Source organism: Tepidimonas sp., assembly GCF_046292505.1.
GTDB lineage: Bacteria > Pseudomonadota > Gammaproteobacteria > Burkholderiales > Burkholderiaceae_C > Tepidimonas.
This window is the reverse complement of record NZ_JBKBQX010000008.1, coordinates 19,246-36,224: the sequence shown is the minus strand read 5'-3', so window position 1 is coordinate 36,224 and position 16,979 is coordinate 19,246. Positions and strand designations below refer to the sequence as shown.

Below are 16,979 nucleotides of genomic sequence, written 5' to 3'. Positions count from 1 at the left end.
CCGCAAAAAGGGGGGATCAGACCGGGGGCGCGACGGGGGAGGTGACTCGCGCGGCGCCGGGATAGGGGCGGCGTACCCACCCGCGCCACAGCAGCCACGCAGCCAGTGACTTGATGGTGCAGGGCAGCACCGCATAGGCCACGGTCAGGGCCTGCAGCCCGCCGGCGTCTCGGGTACCTGGGGTGTAGCCCAGCAGCGCCAGCGCCGGCAAGGCCAACCCGGCCGCCAGGGCCAGGTTGCCCTTGGCGGCCAGATTCCACCAGCCGAAGTAGGCGCCCTCGTGCCGGCCGCGGTCGCCCGCGTCGGCGATCACCCCGGCGAGCAACGCGGCAGGCAGCGCCAGATCGGCACCCAGCGCCAGGCCCGACAGCACGCAGACGACGGCGAAGGCCCATCCATCCCCAGGGCCGAGCACTGCGGCCCAGGCAAAAACGGCGATCGACAGCCCCATCCCGGCCAGCCATGCGCGCGCCAGCCCGACCCGGCGTACCGCGGCCAGCCACACGGGCATGCCGGCCGCTGCGGCGACGAAATACCCCGCCAAAAACATCCCCTGCCATTCGGGTGCCTGCAGCCGATCCGCCACGAAAAACAGCACCAACGTGGCTGGCATGGCGCTCGCCAGCCCATTGAGGACGAACACCGCCATCAGCCGCCGAAACGCCGGACGCCGCCAGGGCAAGCGCCACTCGCCCCCCTTGGGGACGGCGACGGGGGGTGTCGGGACCGTCACCGGGCGCGGGCCAAGACCCCACGCCAGCAGGGCGACCGGCAAGGCCAGCGCGAGCACCGCCAGCGTCGCCGCCCAGCCGGCCAGCGTGGGCAACATCGAGGCCACCACCACCCCGGCCAGGGTGCAACCCTCGCGCCAGGCCGCCACCCGCGCCTGGCGTGCGCCATCACCGCCCAGGCGCGCGCCCCAGCTTTGGTGGGCGATGACCAACACGCTGTAGGCCAGCGTGGTGACCATGGCGACCGCCAGCGCCCAAACGGCCAGATGTCCCCGCACGGCCGCGGGCGGGAACAGCAACCCCAGCAGGCCCAGCCACAGCACCAGCGCCACCGGCCATGCCCGGCGCAGCACGGCGGTCGGTCCGGCGTGGAACACCCCGTCCAGCCAACGGCCCAGCCACGGGTCGGTCAGCGCATCGAAAGCGCGTGCCAGCAGCAGCACGCCCCCCAGGGTGGCCAGCGGCACCCCCAGGCTGGCGTAGTGGTGCGGCAGATGCACGTACAGCGGCAGCGCCGCAAAGGCCAGCGGCAAGCCCGGCAGGCCGTAGCGCCAGCCGTCGGCCATGGACAGCGACGGGGCGTTCATGGCGACGCCGTCGTGGTTGCGGAGCCAAGCAGGGCCTGCCGCAGCCCGGGCTCGGAGGTGGTCGGGGCCAACCAGATGCCAAAAAACCGCTCGGCAAAGCGGGCGTCCGCCACGTCGCCCAGGGCACGCCGTTGCCCGTCGGCACCCGTGAGCGTGAAGCGGGCGCCAGATCCGGGCAGCCATACGCCGGCAATCCGGTCCCCTGGTCCGACATCAGGAAAGATCCGCTGCATCGCGGCCCGCCAGGTCGCTTCGTCCGTGGCTGGGATCGGGCCGGCGCGGCGCATTTCCTCCAGGGAGCGGCGGGCGATGTCCGCCCCGCGGAAAGCCCGCCGGTAGGTCAGCTCCAGCACCAGCGGGGTGCGGCCCAGCGCCTCGGCGTGCCAGCCCGGCGGGGCCAGCAGCCGGGCGTCGTAGACCGCGAGTCCCAGAAAGCGCAGCGTTCCTTCGCCCACCCGCACCGCACCGGGCAGCAGCTCGCCCAGGGCAGGGGCGGCGGTGGCAGGGCTCGTGCTGGCGGGGCCCTCCGCCGCAGCGGGCGTGCTCGCCCAGGTGGGGGGGCCGCTCAGGCAGGCAACCCCCAGCGCCCAGACGGCCCAGTCACGGCTTGACCAGCGTGTACTGCACGACATCGATGTCCCCGGCGTCGAAGCCGGCCTCGCAATATGCCAGGTAGAAGGACCACAGCCGCACGAAGCGCTCGTCAAAGCCAAGCGCCAGCACCGCCTCGCGGTGCGCCAGAAAATCCCGCCGCCAGCGGCGACACGTCTCGGCGTAATCCCGCCCGAAGGCCAGGGTGTCCACCACCTGCAGACCGGCGCGCCGGGCCTGCTCGTGGAAGGCCGCGGGGCTCAACAAGCAGCCGCCGGGGAAGATGTACTGCTGGATGAAATCGGTCGAACGCACATAGCGCTCGAACAGCGCGTCCTGGATGACGATGGCCTGGATACAGGCGCGACCGCCCGGGCGCAACAGCCGCTGCAGGGTGTCGAAGTAGGTCGGCCAGTATTCGCGCCCCACGGCCTCGATCATTTCCACCGAGACGATGGCGTCGTAGGGGCCGTCCGCCACGTCGCGGTAATCCTGCAGCCGCAGCTCGGCCCGGTCGCTCAGCCCCGCGGCGGCCAGCCGCTGCAGGCCATGCGTCAATTGTTCGGTGGACAGCGTCACGCCGGTCACGCGGGCACCAAAATCGCGCGCCGCCGTCTCCGCCAGGGTACCCCAACCACAGCCGATTTCCAGCAGGCGCGCACCGGGCGTCACCCCCGCCATGCGCAGCGCCCGCGCGATCTTGGCGCGCTGCGCGCTGGCCAGGTCGCGCCCCGCGTCGCCCTCGAACCAGGCGGACGAGTAGCTCATCGTGTCGTCCAGCCACAGGCGGTAGAAGGCATTGCCCAGGTCATAGTGGGCATGGATATTGCGCCGACTGCCGCTGCGGGTGTTGCGGCGCAGCAGGTGCCGCAGGCGGTAGAGCAGCCGCCCCGCCCACGACCCATGGATGACGTCATCCAGGGCCTGTCGGTTGGCCAGCATCACTCGCAATACAGCCGCCAGGTCGGGCGTGGTCCAGTCGCCGGCGATGTATGTCTCGGCGAATCCGATGTCGCCGCTGCGCAGTGCCGCGGCGGCAACCGACCAGTTGCGCAGCTCCAGCCGGGCGCGCAGCTCGTGCGCAGCGCCGGCCTGACCGAACACCAGCGTCTGTCCGTCCGGTACCTGCAGTTCCAGCACGCCGTGGCGCAACCGCTGCAGCAGCCGCACGGCCGCCCGCGCGGCGGACGGTGCCCCATCCAACGCGGCCGACAGCGCCGTGGGGTTGTGGGGGGGGACCGGCGGGGCGACCATGGACGTCACGGCGGGGTTCCTCTCATCGAAGCGTGCGGTGGGGTGGGGGTTTGCGCAGTGACCCATTCGGTGGGGGCGGGCGGCTTGCGGTAGAAGCCCACGCCCTTGCGCCACAGGGTCCAGGCATGCCAGTGGATGCGGGCGATCACGGCCACGCTGTGCCAGCGGTAGCGCCACAGCAGCGCAGCCCACTGGTCGGGGGTGGCGCGGCCGAGGTGGCCGCTGACGCTGGTCAGCAGCAGCGGCCCGTCGTCGTCCCCGTGTTCGATGCGCACCACGGTGCGGCCCGCCTGCCCATCGGTGGGTGCCGTGCGCAGAAACCGGAAGCGGTACCCCCCGGTCACGCGGCAGAACGGCGAGACATGGAACCGCTTGCGCGCTTCCAGAGTCCGGCCCCAGGCCGGCGCATCCAGCAAATAGCAATGCCGCTCGCCGAAGGTGTTGTTCACTTCGGCCACCACGGCGCGCAGCGATCCGTCCGCCCGATGGCAGTACCAAAAGCTCACCGGCTTGAAGGTGTATCCCAGCACCCTCGCATAGGTATGCAGCCAGACCGATCCATCGGCATCGGCGATGCCGTGGCGGGCGAGCAGCTCTCGCATCCAGGCCAGGGCGCCGCCCGCTTCGGGGCCGCGTCCGTCGCCATGGTCGCGGTCATGAAAGCTGATCGGTGCGGCTCGGTTGATGGCCAGCCCGGCTTCGGCTGCCGCCTCGGCCAGTCGGTGCATGGGCAGCAGCAAAAACCAGGTGCGGTGGGCAAAAGCGTGCTCGCGCGGGCGCAACCGCCGGTGTCGAACCCAGCCTTCGCCGATCAAAACGGCGTCGGTGAGCTGCGAAGTGGGCGTCAAGGCCATCGAGCCGTCCTCGCGACGCCATCCTCAGGCGGCGGCCCGCTGCGCATGCAGCCGGGCCTGCAGCGCATCGGCGACGGCCAGACCGGCCTTCAGGCCGTCCTCGTGGAATCCGTAACCGGTCCACGCGCCGCAGTACCAGGTGTGCCAGTGACCCTGCAGGCGCGGCACGGCGCGCTGCGCGGCGATCGCGGGGCCGTCGAAGACCGGGTGGTGGTACTCGAACTCGGCCAGGACGCGCTCGACCGCGATCGGCCGCACGGGGTTGAGCGACTCCACCACGGGCTGGGCGAAGGGCAGGGGCTGCAGCACGTTGAGCCAATAGTGCAGGCAGACCTGCGACGACTCGCGCCGTGCGTCGGGAGCGCGCTCGTAGTTCCAGGCCGACCAGACGGCCCGCCGCCGGGGCAGCACGGACGTGTCGGTGTGCAGCACGGCGCGGTTGGGCTGGTAGCGGATGGCGCCCAGCGCCGCCCGTTCTTGTGCGCTGGGGTGGGCCAGCAGTGCCAGGGCCTGGTCGCTGTGGGTGGCGATCACCACCTCGTCAAAGCGCTCCGCCCCCGCGTCGGTGAAGACGGTGGCGCCGGCCACGTCCCGCTCGATGCGGCGAACGGGCGTGGCGCGCCGGGCGTCCGGAATGCGCGCGACGATGCGTTCCACATACTGCCGCGCCCCCCCGGCCACCGTGTACCACTGCGGCCGGTCGTTGACTTGCAGCAGCCCGTGGTTGTGGCAGAACCGGATCATCGTGGCCACGGGAAAGCGCAGCATCTGGTCGGTCGGGCAGCTCCAGATGCAGCCGATCATCGGTAAAAAGTACCAGTCGCGAAACGCTGCGCCAAAACCGTGCGCCTGCAAAAACTCCCCGAGCGGCTGCTGCAGATCGGCGTCGCGCCCCTGTTGGGCCAGTTGGGTGCACAGGCGGTTGAAGCGCAACAAATCGGCCAGCATCCCCCAAAACCGGGGACGCACCCAGTTGCGCCGCTGCGCAAATACGGTGGCCAGCGACGCACCGCCCCATTCGAGGGCCGGACCGTGCGCGCCGGCCGGCACCTGCACCGAAAACGACATATCCGACGGCGCCGTGGGCACGCCCAGCTCCGCCAGCAGCGCGATCAGGTTCGGGTAAGTCCGCTCGTTGAATACCAGAAAGCCCGTGTCCACGCCGTGGGTGACCGGGCGGCCTTGCGCATCGGGCAGGGTGATGTCCACCGTGTGCGTGTGCCCGCCAAAGTAGTCGTTGGCCTCGAACAGGGTGACGTGGGCGAGGTGCCGCAGGCGGTGCGCGACCGCCAGGCCCGAGATACCCGATCCGACGATGGCGACCTTCATTGACGACCTCCTGCGCGGGGCAAGCCCCACACGCAATTTTGTCCTAGACAAAACCCATTGTATGCTAGATGGACTCGATGTGCACGCGCAGGTTCCCACCACCATGGATGTCGCTTCCCCGTTCCCTTCGTCCTCCACCGGTGCGCCGGTGGCCCTGTGGGCCATTGCCGATGTGGAGCGCGAAACGGGCATCGGCAAGGACACCTTGCGCGTGTGGGAGCGCCGCTACGGCTTTCCCATGCCGCGGCGGGACGAGCGCGGCGACCGGCTCTACGACGCCGATCAGCTGGGCCGTCTGCGACTGATTCGGCGGTTGCTGGATGCCGGTCACCGCCCCGGTCGGGTGGTGGGCCTGCCGCGCGAGGCGCTGGAGGCTCTGGCGGCGTCGGCTGTGGTGCGAAGCTCCGTCGCGCCGAAGCATTCACCCGGCGACCCTGCCGAGCCCAGCGGCGCAGCCGTGGACGAGCTGGCCCCTTGGATGGTGTGGCTGCGCCAGGACCAAACCCTACGGCTGCGCGAGGCGTTGCGCGAGTCGGTGCGCACGCGCGGGCTGGCCCAGACCGTCGAGGTGGTGATCGCCCCGCTGTGCGTGGCGGTCGGCCACGCGTGGCTGCGCGGCGAGATCGGGGTGTACCAGGAGCACCTGTTCACCGAGGCGGTGCAAGCCACGCTGCGCGAGGCCATCGCCCGCATCGACGAAGCCAACCCCGCCGGACCGCGCCCGCCGCGCGTGCTGCTGACCACGGCCCCGGGCGAGCAGCACCAGCTCGGGTTGCTCATGGCGGAGTGCTTTCTGGCCCTGGAGGGGTGCGACCGCTTGCCGCTGGGTGTGTGCACGCCGGTGGCCGAGATCATCGACGCCGCCGAACGGACGGGGGCCGACGTGGTCGCCCTCAGCTACAGCGACCATGCCAGCCGGCGCGATGTCATCGACACCGTGGCGCAGCTGCGCGAGCGGCTGGCCGCGCCGGTGGAGTTGTGGATCGGCGGGGCCGGGGCGATCCGCGCCCTGCGCCGGCTGCCGCCGGGCGTCGTCGTGTTGCGCCGGGCGGCCGATGCCGCCGCCCAGATACGCCTGTGGCGCCAACGCCGCGGTCTAGCGTGACACGGCGACGCCGGCGGCCGGACGGCGCAGGGGCCTATCTTCGAACTCGGTGTTCAGCACCACGGTGCTCGTCGTGCGCGCCACCCCCGGAATCGCCTTGATCTGGTAGAGCAGGTCCTCCAGTGCCCGGGCGTGTGTGGTGCGGATTTTGGCGACGAAGTCGTACTCCCCCGCCACGCTGTGCAGTTCCAGCACCTCGGGCATCTCGCGCAGGCGCGGGGCCACTTCCCGGCAGTGGACCCCGCCGTCATTGCGGATCGCGACGAAGGCCGTGAAGTGCAGCCCGAGCCGCTGCGGGTCGATCCGTAGAGAAAAACGCTCGATCACCCCGCGCTCGACCATCTTGCGCACCCGCTCATGGACCGCGGCGGTGGACAGGCCCACCTCGTTGGCCACCTCGGCATAAGAACGCCGGCTATCGGCGCTCAAGGCCGTAAGAATTCCGATGTCGATGTCGTCGAGCTGAATATTTGCTTGCATTGCGGTCGTTTGTCGGTCAAAATACGGCGCGGCCGGCGATGGCCGGAAATTATCCGATCAGGCAACCGATCATGCAAACGTTTTCCAGTTCCACAGGGGGGCGATGGCGCCTGCTCGCCGCCCTGTCCATCGTCTACATCGTCTGGGGCACCACCTACTATGCGCTGGGGGTGGCCATGCGCACGCTTCCGCCGGTCCTCATGAACGGGGCCCGATTCCTCATCGCCGGGGCGGTGATGCTGGCGCTGGCGCAGTGGCGCGGGCAGGCGTGGCCGACCCGGCGCGAGTGGGTCGGCTGCGCCCTGATCGGCACCCTGATGGCGTTTGCCGCCATGGCCTTGGTCGTGCTCGCGCAGCATCAGGGGATCGGTTCCGGCCTGATGGCCACGGTGGTCACGACCATGCCCATGTGGCTGGCGTTGTGGACGCGCTTGGGCGGCGAGCGCGTGCCGGGCACGAGCTGGGCGGGGCTGGCCTTGGGGGCCGTGGGTGCCGGGCTGCTGGCGCTGGAGGGCGACTTTGGCGCCACACCGCTGGGTGCGCTGTTCGCTTTTGCCGCGCCCCTGTGTTGGAGCATCGGGTCGTACGCCTCGCGCCGCTTGGCGCTGCCGGCCCCGGCGATGGCCTCGGGCGCGCAGTGGCTGATCGGGGGCGCCGTGGGCGTCGCGGTGGCTTGGCTGGCCGAGCCCGGCGCGCGCACCGTGGACTGGTCGGCGGTGACGCCGGCGTCGTGGCTGGCGTGGGGCTATCTGGTGGTGATGGGCACGCTGGTCACCCTCAACTGCTACCTGTGGCTGTTGCACGACACCTCCGTGGCGCTGGCGGGCAGCTACTCGTTCGTCAATCCCCTGGTGGCGCTGGCCATCGGCGTGGGGCTGGGGGGCGAGCGTGTCACGGGTTGGGTGTTCGTGGCCATGCCGCTCATCCTGGCCGGGCTGGCGTTGATCGCCTACGGACCGGCGCTGCTGGCCGTGCTGCGCCGCACGGCCCTTGCTGTCGGGGCATGGCGGCTTCAGCCCGCGGGCTCCAGCGGCAGCAGCGCGCCGTAGCGCTCGGCCAAAAAGCGTTCGCCCTGCTCCAGCACGAAGTACCGAAACGCTTCCGCCGCGGGCGACAGCAGCTTGGCCAGCGTGTGCACCACGTGCCAGGCGCGCACCACGGGCGTGCCCTCGACGTCCAGCCGCGCGATGAGCCCATGCTGCAGCTCCAGGCGCAGGGTGTGCAGGGACAGCAGGCCCAGCCCCAGCCCCGCCATGACCGCCTGCTTGACGGCTTCGTTGCCGGGCAGTTCCATCACGATGCGGGGCTCCAGACGGTGTCGCTCGAAAAAGCCGTTGAACACCGCCCGCGTGCCGGAGCCGTGCTCGCGCGCGATGAAGCCGTAGGGCAGCAGCGACTGCACCGTCGGATGCCCGATGCGCAACAACGGATGGTCGGTGGGGGCGACGAAGACATGCGGATGGGCGCCAAAGGGCTCGGCTCGCACATTCAACTCGTTGGGGGGGCGGCCCATGATGGCGATGTCGACCTCGGCGTTGTGCAGCATCTGCACGAGCTGCTCGCGGTTGCCGATGGCCAGGCGCACATCCAGCCCGGCGTGTTCGCGGGTGAATTCGGCCAGCAGCGCCGGGACGAAGTACTTCGCCGTGCTCAGCAGGCCGATGGTCAGCGTGCCAGCCTCTAGCCGCTGCAGTCGCGCGGCGGCGTCCTCGGCGTCTTTCAGCGTCGCCAGCACCTTGCGGGCGTAGACCAACATGTATTCGCCCGCCGTGGTCAACGACACGCGCCGCCCCTGGCGTTCGAACAGCGGCAGGCCGACGTGTCCCTCCAACTCCTTGATCTGCATGGTCACGGCCGGCGGCGTCAGGTGCAGCGACTCCGCCGCCCGGGCAAAACTGAGGTGCTTGGCCACCTCGGCAAACACGCGGAGCTGGCGGAAGGTGGCGTTGCGCATATTATTAAGTAAAAGCTGAATTGAAAATCAAACAATCGTGAATTTACCTTATGTAATCGGATACTTATAGTTGGCGCCAGACACCGGAAGCGTGGTCCGTCGGGGCCCACCGGCGTCACGGAGGATTCCCATGCTGTCTGCGCTCATCTTCGACGTCGACGGCACGCTCGCCGATACCGAGCATGCCCATCTGGCGGCCTTCAACGCGGCCTTTGCAGCCGAGGGGCTGGACTGGCACTGGGATGAGGCGCTCTACACCGAGCTGCTCACCGTCTCCGGCGGCAAGGAGCGCCTGCGCCACTATTGGCAGCAGGTGCACCCGCAGGTGCAGGACATCGACGGCACGGCCCTGCAGGCCCTGATCGACCGGTTGCACGAGGTCAAGACGGCCGTCTACGAACAGGCGGTGCTCGACGGCGCGGTGCAGTTGCGCCCCGGCGTGCTCGCTCTCATCGAGGCCGCCGACACCGCCGGGCTGAAGCTGGCGATCGCCACCACGACCTCGCCGGTCAACATCGCGGCCCTGCTGCGCGCGGCGATCGGGCAGGACTGGCGGCAAATCTTCGCGGTGGTGGAGGACGCCTCCACCGCGCCGCGCAAAAAACCCCACCCGCAGGTTTACCGCCAGACGCTGCAGCGCCTGGGCCTGCCGGCCAAGCGCTGCCTGGCCTTCGAAGATTCGGCCAATGGCCTGCAGGCGGCCAGCGCGGCCGGGCTGCCCACCGTGGTCACCCCCAACACCTTCACGGCGCACCACGATTTTGCTGGCGCGCTGCGGGTTTTGCCCTCGCTGGCGGGGGTGACGCTGGCCGATCTGCGCGCATGGCACGCCGCCGCGCTGGCGCAGCCGGCCGCGGCGGTCTGAGCACCGCATGAGCATCCCATAAGCGTTCCGTCTTCCCGCGCCATCCGATAACCGCGAGTTCCCCCATGCCCCTGTCCCAACGCACCACGCTCACGCAGTTTCTGATCGAGGAGCGACGCCGCCACCCCAGCGCCAGCGGCGATTTCAACGCCTTGCTTCTGGATGTGGCGCTGGCTTGCAAGGCGATTGCGCGCAGCGTCGCCTACGGCGCGTTGGGCGGGGCGCTGGGGCCGGCCACCGGGACCATCAACGTGCAGGGCGAGGAGCAAAAGCCCCTGGACGTGCTCAGCAACGACATCTTTTGCCGCGCCAACGAATGGGGCGGGCACCTGGCCGCCATGGCGTCGGAGGAGATGGAGGCCCCACGCCAGATTCCACCCGCCTTCCCCCGCGGCAAGTACCTGCTCGTCTTCGATCCGCTCGACGGCAGCGGCAACATCGACGTCAACGTCTCGGTGGGCAGCATTTTTTCGATCCTGCGCGCACCGGCCGACGTGGTGGAGAGCGGGCGCGACGCGACGGCGGACGACTTTTTGCAGCCCGGCACCGCCCAGGTGGCGGCCGGTTATGCGATCTACGGCCCAACGACGATGCTGGTGCTGACGGTGGGCACCGGCGTGCACGGTTTTACCCTCGATCCCAGCCTGGGCGAGTTCAAGCTCACCCACCCCCATTTGCAGGTGCCGGCGCAAACGCAGGAGTTTGCGATCAACGCCTCCAACAGCCGCTTCTGGGAGGCGCCTGTCAAGCGCTATGTGGACGAATGCCTGGCCGGTCGCAGCGGCCCGCGCGGGCGCGACTTCAACATGCGCTGGATCGCCTCCCTGGTGGCCGAGGCCCACCGCATCCTGATGCGCGGCGGGGTCTTTTTGTACCCGCGCGATACGCGCGATCCCGCCAAACCGGGCCGCTTGCGCCTGCTCTACGAGGCCAACCCCATCGGCATGATCATCGAGCAGGCCGGTGGGCGCGCCAGCACCGGCCACGGTCCCGTCCTTGCCGTGCAGCCCGACAGCCTGCACCAGCGCATCGGCTTCGTCTTTGGCTCGCGGGAGGAGGTCGAGCGCATCGAGCGCTACCACCGCGACCCCGTGCCTCTGCGCGATGGCAACCCCTTGTTTGCCGAACGCTCGTTGTTTCGCGATTGATCCTCCGGGATTGGAGCCGTCCCCATGTCCGAACGTCACCCCATCATCGCCATCACCGGTTCGTCCGGCGCCGGCACCTCCACCGTCACGCGCACCTTCCAGAACATCTTCCGCCGCGAGGGTGTGCGCGCCGCCATCATCGAAGGCGACAGCTTCCACCGCTACGACCGCCGCACGATGAAGGCCATGATGGCCGAGCAGGAGGCGAGCGGCAACCGCCACTTCAGCCACTTCGGGCCCGAGGCCAACCTGTTCGAAGAACTGGAAGGCCTCTTCAAGACCTACGCCGAGGCCGGTCGCGGCCGCAGCCGCAAATACCTGCACAACGCGCAGGAAGCAGAACCCTATGGCCAGGAACCCGGCACCTTCACGCCGTGGGAAGACTTGCCGCCGGACACCGACATGCTGTTCTACGAGGGGCTGCACGGTGCCGTCGTCACCGACACCGTCAACGTGGCGCAGTACCCGGATCTGCTCATCGGCGTGGTGCCGTCCATCAACCTCGAGTGGATCCAGAAGCTGATCCGCGACAAGACCCAGCGCGGCTACAGCCAAGAGGCGGTGGTGGACACCATCCTGCGCCGCATGCCGGACTACGTCAACTACATCTGCCCGCAGTTCCAGCACACGCATGTCAATTTCCAGCGCGTGCCGGTCGTCGACACGTCCAACCCCTTCATCGCGCGCGACATCCCCACGGCGGACGAGAGCATGGTCGTCATTCGCTTCGCCAAGCCCAAGGGCATCGACTTTCCGTACCTGCTGTCGATGATCGACGGCTCGTGGATGAGCCGAGCCAACACCATCGTCATTCCCGGCGGCAAGATGGAACTGGCGATGCAGTTGATCTTCACCCCCTTCATCTGGCGCATGATGGAGCGCCGCCAGCGCGTGCTGGGACTGGTGTGAACGCCCACGACGGAGTAACCCCATGAATCTGAATGACGGCCCGGGCCGGGCCTCCATCGATGCGCGGCTGGCCCGCCGCATGGCCAACGCGATCCGCATGCTGGCGGTGGACGCCGTGGAACAGGCCAAGAGCGGCCACCCCGGTGCCCCGATGGGCATGGCCGAGATCGCCGAGGTGCTGTGGAACCGCCACCTCAAGCACAACCCGGCCAACCCGGCCTGGGCCGACCGCGACCGCTTCGTGCTGTCCAACGGCCACGGCTCGATGCTGATCTACGCGCTGCTGCACCTGACCGGCTACGACCTGCCGATCGAGGAACTCAAGGCCTTTCGCCAGCTGCACAGCCAGACGCCGGGCCACCCGGAGGTCGGCATCACCCCGGGGGTGGAGACCACCACCGGGCCGCTGGGGCAGGGGATTGCCAACGCGGTCGGCATGGCGCTGGCCGAAAAGCTGCTGGCCGCCGAGTTCAACCGCCCCGGCCACGCCATCGTCGACCACTTCACCTACGTCTTTCTGGGCGACGGTTGCATGATGGAGGGCATCAGCCACGAGGTCTGCTCGCTGGCCGGCACGCTGCGCCTGTCCAAGCTGATCGCCCTTTACGATGACAACGGCATCTCGATCGACGGCCACGTCGAGGGCTGGTTCGCCGACGACACGCCGGCGCGCTTCGAGGCCTACGGCTGGCACGTGATCCGCAACGTCGATGGCCACGACCCCGAGGCGGTGGACGCCGCGATCCGGCTGGCCAAGGCGCAGGCGCGCCGTCCGGACGGCAAGCCGACGCTGATCTGCTGCAAGACGGTGATCGGCCAAGGTTCGCCGAACAAGGCCGGCACGCACGACGTGCACGGCGCGGCGCTCGGCGCGGCTGAGGTCGCCGCCACGCGCGCGGCGCTCGATTGGCCGTACGCGCCGTTCGAGATTCCGGCCGAGATCTACGCCGCGTGGGACGCGCGCGCCCACGGCGCCGCCGCCGAGGCCGCCTGGCGCCAGCGCTTCGCCGCCTACGCCGAAGCCCACCCGGAATTGGCCGCCGAATTCGAGCGCCGCATGCGTGGGGAGCTGAAGCCCGAGCTGGCCGAGCGCCTGCCGGCGCTGCTGGACGCCGCCGCCGTGCGCACCGACGCCGTGGCCACGCGCAAGGCCAGCCAGCTGGCGCTGGATGCCCTGGCGCCGCTGATCCCGGAATTCTTCGGCGGCAGCGCCGATCTGACCGGCTCCAACCTGACCAACTTCAAGGGCTGCACGATCGCTAGGCGCGATCGCTGGGGCAATCACCTCAGCTACGGCGTGCGCGAATTCGGCATGGCCGCCATCATGAACGGCATCGCGCTGCACGGCGGCTACCTGCCCTACGGCGGCACGTTCCTGACCTTCAGCGACTACAGCCGCAACGCCATCCGCATGGCGGCGCTGATGAAGCAGCGCGTCGTGCATGTCTTCACGCACGACTCGATCGGCCTGGGCGAGGACGGGCCGACGCACCAGAGCGTGGAGCACGTGCCAAGCCTGCGCCTGATCCCCAACCTCGACGTGTGGCGCCCGGCCGATGCGCTGGAGACGCTGGTGGCCTGGGCCGCGGCAGTGCAGCGCCGCGACGGCCCCACCGCGCTGTGCCTGTCGCGCCAGAACCTGCCGGTGGTGACGCAGCGCGCGCAGGCCGACGGCGCCGCCCGCGGCGGCTACGTGCTGAAGGACATGGACGGCGCGCGCGCGGTGATCCTGGCCACGGGGTCCGAGGTCTTGATCGCGCTCAAGGCCCAGGAGCTGCTGGCCGCCGAAGGCATCCCGACGCGCGTCGTCTCGATGCCCAGCACCACCGTGTTCGACCGCCAGGACGCCGCGTATCAGGACGCCGTGCTGCCCCCAGCGCTGCCGGCGGTGGCGGTGGAGGCCGCGCATCCGGACTTCTGGCGCAAGTACGTCGGCCGCCGCGGCCGAGTGGTCGGCCTCGACCGCTTTGGCGAGTCGGCTCCGGCGCCGGCGCTGTATGAGTACTTCGGCCTGACCCCGGCCAAGGTGGCGCAGGCCGTGCGCGAGGTGCTGGCGTGAGCGCGCCGGCGCGCACCGCGCTGCCGTTCGACCTGATGCTGTTCGATCTGGACGGCACGCTGGTCGAGACTGCGCCGGAGATCGCCGACGCCGTCAACGACACGCTGACCGAGCTGGGCCTGGCGCCGGCCTCGCTGGAGCAGGTGACGCGCTGGATCGGCCACGGCACGCGCGAGCTGCTGGTGCAGGCGCTGGCCGCGCGCCAGGGCCGCAGCGCCGATGCGGTGCGCGGCGATGCGGGCTTCGCGGCGGCCGAAGCCGTGTTCCAGCGCCACTACGAGGCGCGCTGCGGTACGCGCAGCCACCCCTATCCGCACGTGGTGGAGGCGCTGCAGGCGCTGCGCGCCGCCGGCGTGCGGCTGGTGGTGGTGACCAACAAGGAGGCGCGCTACACCGCCCGCGTGCTCGAGGCACACGCGCTCACCCCGCTGTTCGACCGTGTCATCAGCGGCGACACGCTGCCGGTCAAGAAGCCCAATCCGCTGGCCGTGGCCGACAGCTTGCTGCGCTATGGGATTGACCGCAGCCGCGCGCTGCTGGTGGGCGACTCCGCCATCGACGTGGCCACGGCACGCCATGCCGGCATCGCCGTCTGGTGCGTGCCGTACGGCTACAACATGGGCGAGCCCATCGAGGACTGCGCGCCCGACCGCGTGATCGCGGACTTCGGGGCGCTGATGCCAGCGACACTGCAGGCAGCGGCCATCGCGGTGAGCAGCTGACCCCGGCCACCTCCTTTTCCCTTGGACCCGAGATTCCCATACGAACCACGAGGAGTAAGCAACCATGACCGTCCGCGTCGGCATTAATGGTTTTGGCCGCATCGGCCGCATGGTATTCCGCGCCGCGCTGCGCAACTTCCAGGGCGACATCGAGATCGTTGCCATCAACGATCTACTGGAGCCAGATTACCTCGCTTACATGCTGAAGTATGACAGCGTGCACGGCCGCTTCCAGGGCGACGTCGCGGTGGAGGGCAACACCCTCATGGTCAACGGCCGACGTATCCGTCTGACCGCCGAGCGTGATCCCGCCAACCTGCGCTGGGGTAACGTCGGCGCCGACGTGGTGATCGAGTCCACCGGCATCTTCCTCGATGACGCCGGCGCCCGCAAGCATCTGCAGGCCGGCGCCAAGCGCGTCGTCATGAGCGCGCCGAGTAAGGACGACACGCCGATGTTCGTCTACGGCGTCAATCACGGCAGCTACGCTGGCCAGGACATCATCTCCAATGCCAGCTGCACCACCAATTGTCTGGCGCCGCTGGCTAAGGTGATGCACGATCAGTGGGGCATCAAGCGCGGCCTGATGACTACTGTGCACGCCGCCACCGCGACGCAGAAGACGGTCGATGGCCCCTCCAACAAGGACTGGCGCGGCGGCCGCGGCATTCTCGAGAACATCATCCCCAGTTCCACCGGCGCGGCCAAAGCTGTCGGCAAAGTAATCCCGAGCCTGAACAAGAAGCTGACCGGTATGGCCTTCCGCGTGCCGACCAGCGACGTCTCGGTGGTGGACCTGACCTGCGAGCTGGAAACGCCCGCCGCCTACGACGAGATCTGCGCGGCGATGAAGGCCATGGCTGCCAAGCCGGTGGCCGAAGGCGGTCTGGCCGGCGTGCTTGGCTACACCGAGGACAAGGTCGTGGCCACCGACTTCCGCGGCGAGGTCTGCACCAGTGTGTTCGACGCCGAGGCCGGTATCCAGCTCGACTCGACCTTCGTCAAGCTGGTGGCCTGGTACGACAACGAGTGGGGCTACTCCAACAAGTGCCTGGAGATGGCGCGTGTGGTGGGCCGTTCGCTGTGAGGTGAACCGCGGCCAAGCCTGCCCGACGAACGAAACCCAAAGGTCCCGGCGCGCACCGGGGCCGCTTGAGCCGGAGCCCGATCCGATGGACTTCATCCGCTTTGCCGATTTGTGCGCCCAAGGTCAGGCCCGGGGCAAGCGCGTCTTTATCCGCGCCGACCTCAACGTGCCGCTGACCTTCGAGGACGGCGCGGCGCGTATCACCGAGGACTCCCGTATTCGCGCCTCTGTGCCGGCGATCCGCATGGCCCTCGAGGCCGGCGCCGGCGTCATGGTTACCTCGCACCTGGGGCGCCCGAAGGAGGGCCAGCCCAAGCCCGAGGATACGCTCGCTCCGGTGGCCGATCGCCTGAGCGAGCTGCTCGGCCAGCCGGTGCCGCTGATCCAGCGCTGGGTCGATGGCGGCTTCATGGCGGCGCCGGGCCAGGTGGTGCTGCTGGAGAACTGCCGCCTCAACAAGGGCGAGAAGAACAATAGCCTGGAGCTGGCGCGCAAGATGGCTGCGCTATGCGACATCTTCGTGCACGACGCCTTTGGCACCGCGCACCGCGCCGAGGCCAGCACTTACGGTATCGCTGAGCACGCGCCGGTGGCCTGCGCCGGGCCGCTGCTGGCCGCCGAGATCGACGCCATCACGCGCGCGCTGGAGCGGCCGGCGCATCCGCTGGTGGCTATTGTCGCTGGTTCCAAGGTCTCCACCAAGCTGACCATTCTGCAGTCGCTGGCGCAACAAGTCGATCGTCTCGTCGTCGGTGGCGGCATCGCCAACACCTTCATGCTGGCCGCTGGCCTGCCGGTCGGCAAGAGCTTGGCCGAGTCCGATCTGGTCGGCGAGGCCAAAGCCGTCATCGAGGTGATGAAGGCGCGTGGCGCCGAGGTACCGATTCCGGTCGACGTGGTCGTCGCACCGGAGTTCAAGCCAGATGCTCTGGCCACCGTCAAGGCGTCCACCGAGGTCGGCGAGAGCGACATGATCCTTGACATCGGCCCACAGACTGCGGCGCAGTTGGCCGTGCTGCTGGAAAGCGCCGGCACCATCGTCTGGAACGGCCCGGTGGGCGTGTTCGAGTTTGCCGCGTTCGAGAACGGCACGCGCACGCTGGCGCAAGCAATTGCGCGGTCCAAGGCGTTCTCGATCGCCGGCGGTGGCGACACGCTGGCGGCGATTGCCAAGTATCGCATCGAGTCCGACGTCGGCTACATCTCCACCGGCGGCGGCGCGTTCCTGGAAGTGCTGGAGGGCAAGACCCTGCCGGCCTTCGAGATCCTGCAACGCCGCGCACGCGGCTGACCCTTTCCTTCCC

At 69.4% G+C, this 16,979-nt stretch carries 16 protein-coding genes; 9 read left to right on the top strand and 7 right to left on the bottom strand.

Annotated features, from left to right (window positions below):
- Positions 1-16 precede the first annotated feature (16 nt).
- From ACK4TH_RS05680 to ACK4TH_RS05660, 5 genes are read right to left on the bottom strand one after another with little or no spacing between them, the layout of a single operon-like run.
- Positions 17-1,318 (bottom strand): MFS transporter, encoded by a 1,302-nt coding sequence (locus ACK4TH_RS05680; protein ID WP_409623732.1) that lies wholly within the window; start codon positions 1,316-1,318, stop codon positions 17-19.
- Positions 1,315-1,950 (bottom strand): chalcone isomerase family protein, encoded by a 636-nt coding sequence (locus ACK4TH_RS05675; protein ID WP_409623730.1) that lies wholly within the window; start codon positions 1,948-1,950, stop codon positions 1,315-1,317. The genes ACK4TH_RS05680 and ACK4TH_RS05675 overlap by 4 nt, the downstream gene beginning before the upstream one ends.
- Positions 1,919-3,163 carry a class I SAM-dependent methyltransferase gene (locus ACK4TH_RS05670; protein ID WP_409623826.1) on the bottom strand — a complete coding sequence of 415 codons (1,245 nt, stop codon included), beginning with the start codon at positions 3,161-3,163 and terminating at the stop codon, positions 1,919-1,921. Before ACK4TH_RS05670 ends, ACK4TH_RS05675 begins: the two co-directional genes overlap by 32 nt.
- 5 nt (positions 3,164-3,168) lie before the next feature.
- On the bottom strand, positions 3,169-4,017 hold the full coding sequence (locus ACK4TH_RS05665) for a DUF1365 domain-containing protein (RefSeq protein WP_409623728.1): 849 nt from the start codon (positions 4,015-4,017) through the stop codon (positions 3,169-3,171).
- Positions 4,018-4,041: 24 nt separating this feature from the next.
- The gene (locus tag ACK4TH_RS05660) at positions 4,042-5,346 is read right to left on the bottom strand and encodes an NAD(P)/FAD-dependent oxidoreductase (RefSeq protein ID WP_409623726.1); all 1,305 of its coding nucleotides are present in this window, start codon (positions 5,344-5,346) and stop codon (positions 4,042-4,044) included.
- A gap of 103 nt (positions 5,347-5,449) precedes the next feature.
- Between ACK4TH_RS05660 and ACK4TH_RS05655 the strand changes: the two genes are divergently transcribed.
- Positions 5,450-6,451 carry a MerR family transcriptional regulator gene (locus ACK4TH_RS05655; RefSeq protein WP_409623724.1) on the top strand — a complete coding sequence of 334 codons (1,002 nt, stop codon included), beginning with the start codon at positions 5,450-5,452 and terminating at the stop codon, positions 6,449-6,451.
- Here ACK4TH_RS05655 and ACK4TH_RS05650 read toward each other — a convergent pair.
- Positions 6,443-6,931: an Lrp/AsnC family transcriptional regulator gene (locus tag ACK4TH_RS05650; protein ID WP_409623722.1), complete on the bottom strand. Its 489-nt coding sequence runs from the start codon at positions 6,929-6,931 to the stop codon at positions 6,443-6,445. The two genes, ACK4TH_RS05655 and ACK4TH_RS05650, sit on opposite strands and share 9 nt — an antisense overlap.
- Positions 6,932-7,002: 71 nt before the next feature.
- On the opposite strand from ACK4TH_RS05650, the gene ACK4TH_RS05645 reads away from it, so the two are divergent.
- On the top strand, positions 7,003-7,980 hold the full coding sequence (locus ACK4TH_RS05645) for an EamA family transporter (protein WP_409623720.1): 978 nt from the start codon (positions 7,003-7,005) through the stop codon (positions 7,978-7,980).
- Here the strand turns inward: ACK4TH_RS05645 and ACK4TH_RS05640 are convergent.
- Positions 7,944-8,885 carry a LysR substrate-binding domain-containing protein gene (locus tag ACK4TH_RS05640; protein ID WP_409623718.1) on the bottom strand — a complete coding sequence of 314 codons (942 nt, stop codon included), beginning with the start codon at positions 8,883-8,885 and terminating at the stop codon, positions 7,944-7,946. The two genes, ACK4TH_RS05645 and ACK4TH_RS05640, sit on opposite strands and share 37 nt — an antisense overlap.
- A gap of 130 nt (positions 8,886-9,015) precedes the next feature.
- Between ACK4TH_RS05640 and ACK4TH_RS05635 the strand changes: the two genes are divergently transcribed.
- The 7 genes from ACK4TH_RS05635 (at position 9,016) to ACK4TH_RS05605 (ending at position 16,966) form a co-directional block, all read left to right on the top strand.
- Complete coding sequence (locus ACK4TH_RS05635; protein ID WP_409623716.1) at positions 9,016-9,750, top strand: HAD-IA family hydrolase; 735 nt, start codon at positions 9,016-9,018, stop codon at positions 9,748-9,750.
- Between the two features lie 65 nt (positions 9,751-9,815).
- The gene (locus tag ACK4TH_RS05630) at positions 9,816-10,898 is read left to right on the top strand and encodes a class 1 fructose-bisphosphatase (RefSeq protein WP_409623714.1); all 1,083 of its coding nucleotides are present in this window, start codon (positions 9,816-9,818) and stop codon (positions 10,896-10,898) included.
- A gap of 24 nt (positions 10,899-10,922) precedes the next feature.
- Entirely contained in the window at positions 10,923-11,807 is an 885-nt protein-coding gene (locus ACK4TH_RS05625; RefSeq protein ID WP_409623713.1) for a phosphoribulokinase, read from the top strand.
- Positions 11,808-11,829: 22 nt separating this feature from the next.
- Positions 11,830-13,866: a transketolase gene (tkt, locus tag ACK4TH_RS05620; RefSeq protein WP_409623711.1), complete on the top strand. Its 2,037-nt coding sequence runs from the start codon at positions 11,830-11,832 to the stop codon at positions 13,864-13,866.
- Positions 13,863-14,588 (top strand): phosphoglycolate phosphatase, encoded by a 726-nt coding sequence (gph, locus tag ACK4TH_RS05615; protein ID WP_409623709.1) that lies wholly within the window; start codon positions 13,863-13,865, stop codon positions 14,586-14,588. Before tkt ends, gph begins: the two co-directional genes overlap by 4 nt.
- A gap of 64 nt (positions 14,589-14,652) precedes the next feature.
- Positions 14,653-15,675, top strand: a complete 1,023-nt coding sequence (gene gap, locus ACK4TH_RS05610; RefSeq protein WP_409623707.1) for a type I glyceraldehyde-3-phosphate dehydrogenase — start codon at positions 14,653-14,655, stop codon at positions 15,673-15,675.
- An 85-nt stretch (positions 15,676-15,760) separates the two neighbouring features.
- On the top strand, positions 15,761-16,966 hold the full coding sequence (locus tag ACK4TH_RS05605; RefSeq protein WP_409623705.1) for a phosphoglycerate kinase: 1,206 nt from the start codon (positions 15,761-15,763) through the stop codon (positions 16,964-16,966).
- Positions 16,967-16,979: the final 13 nt, after the last annotated feature.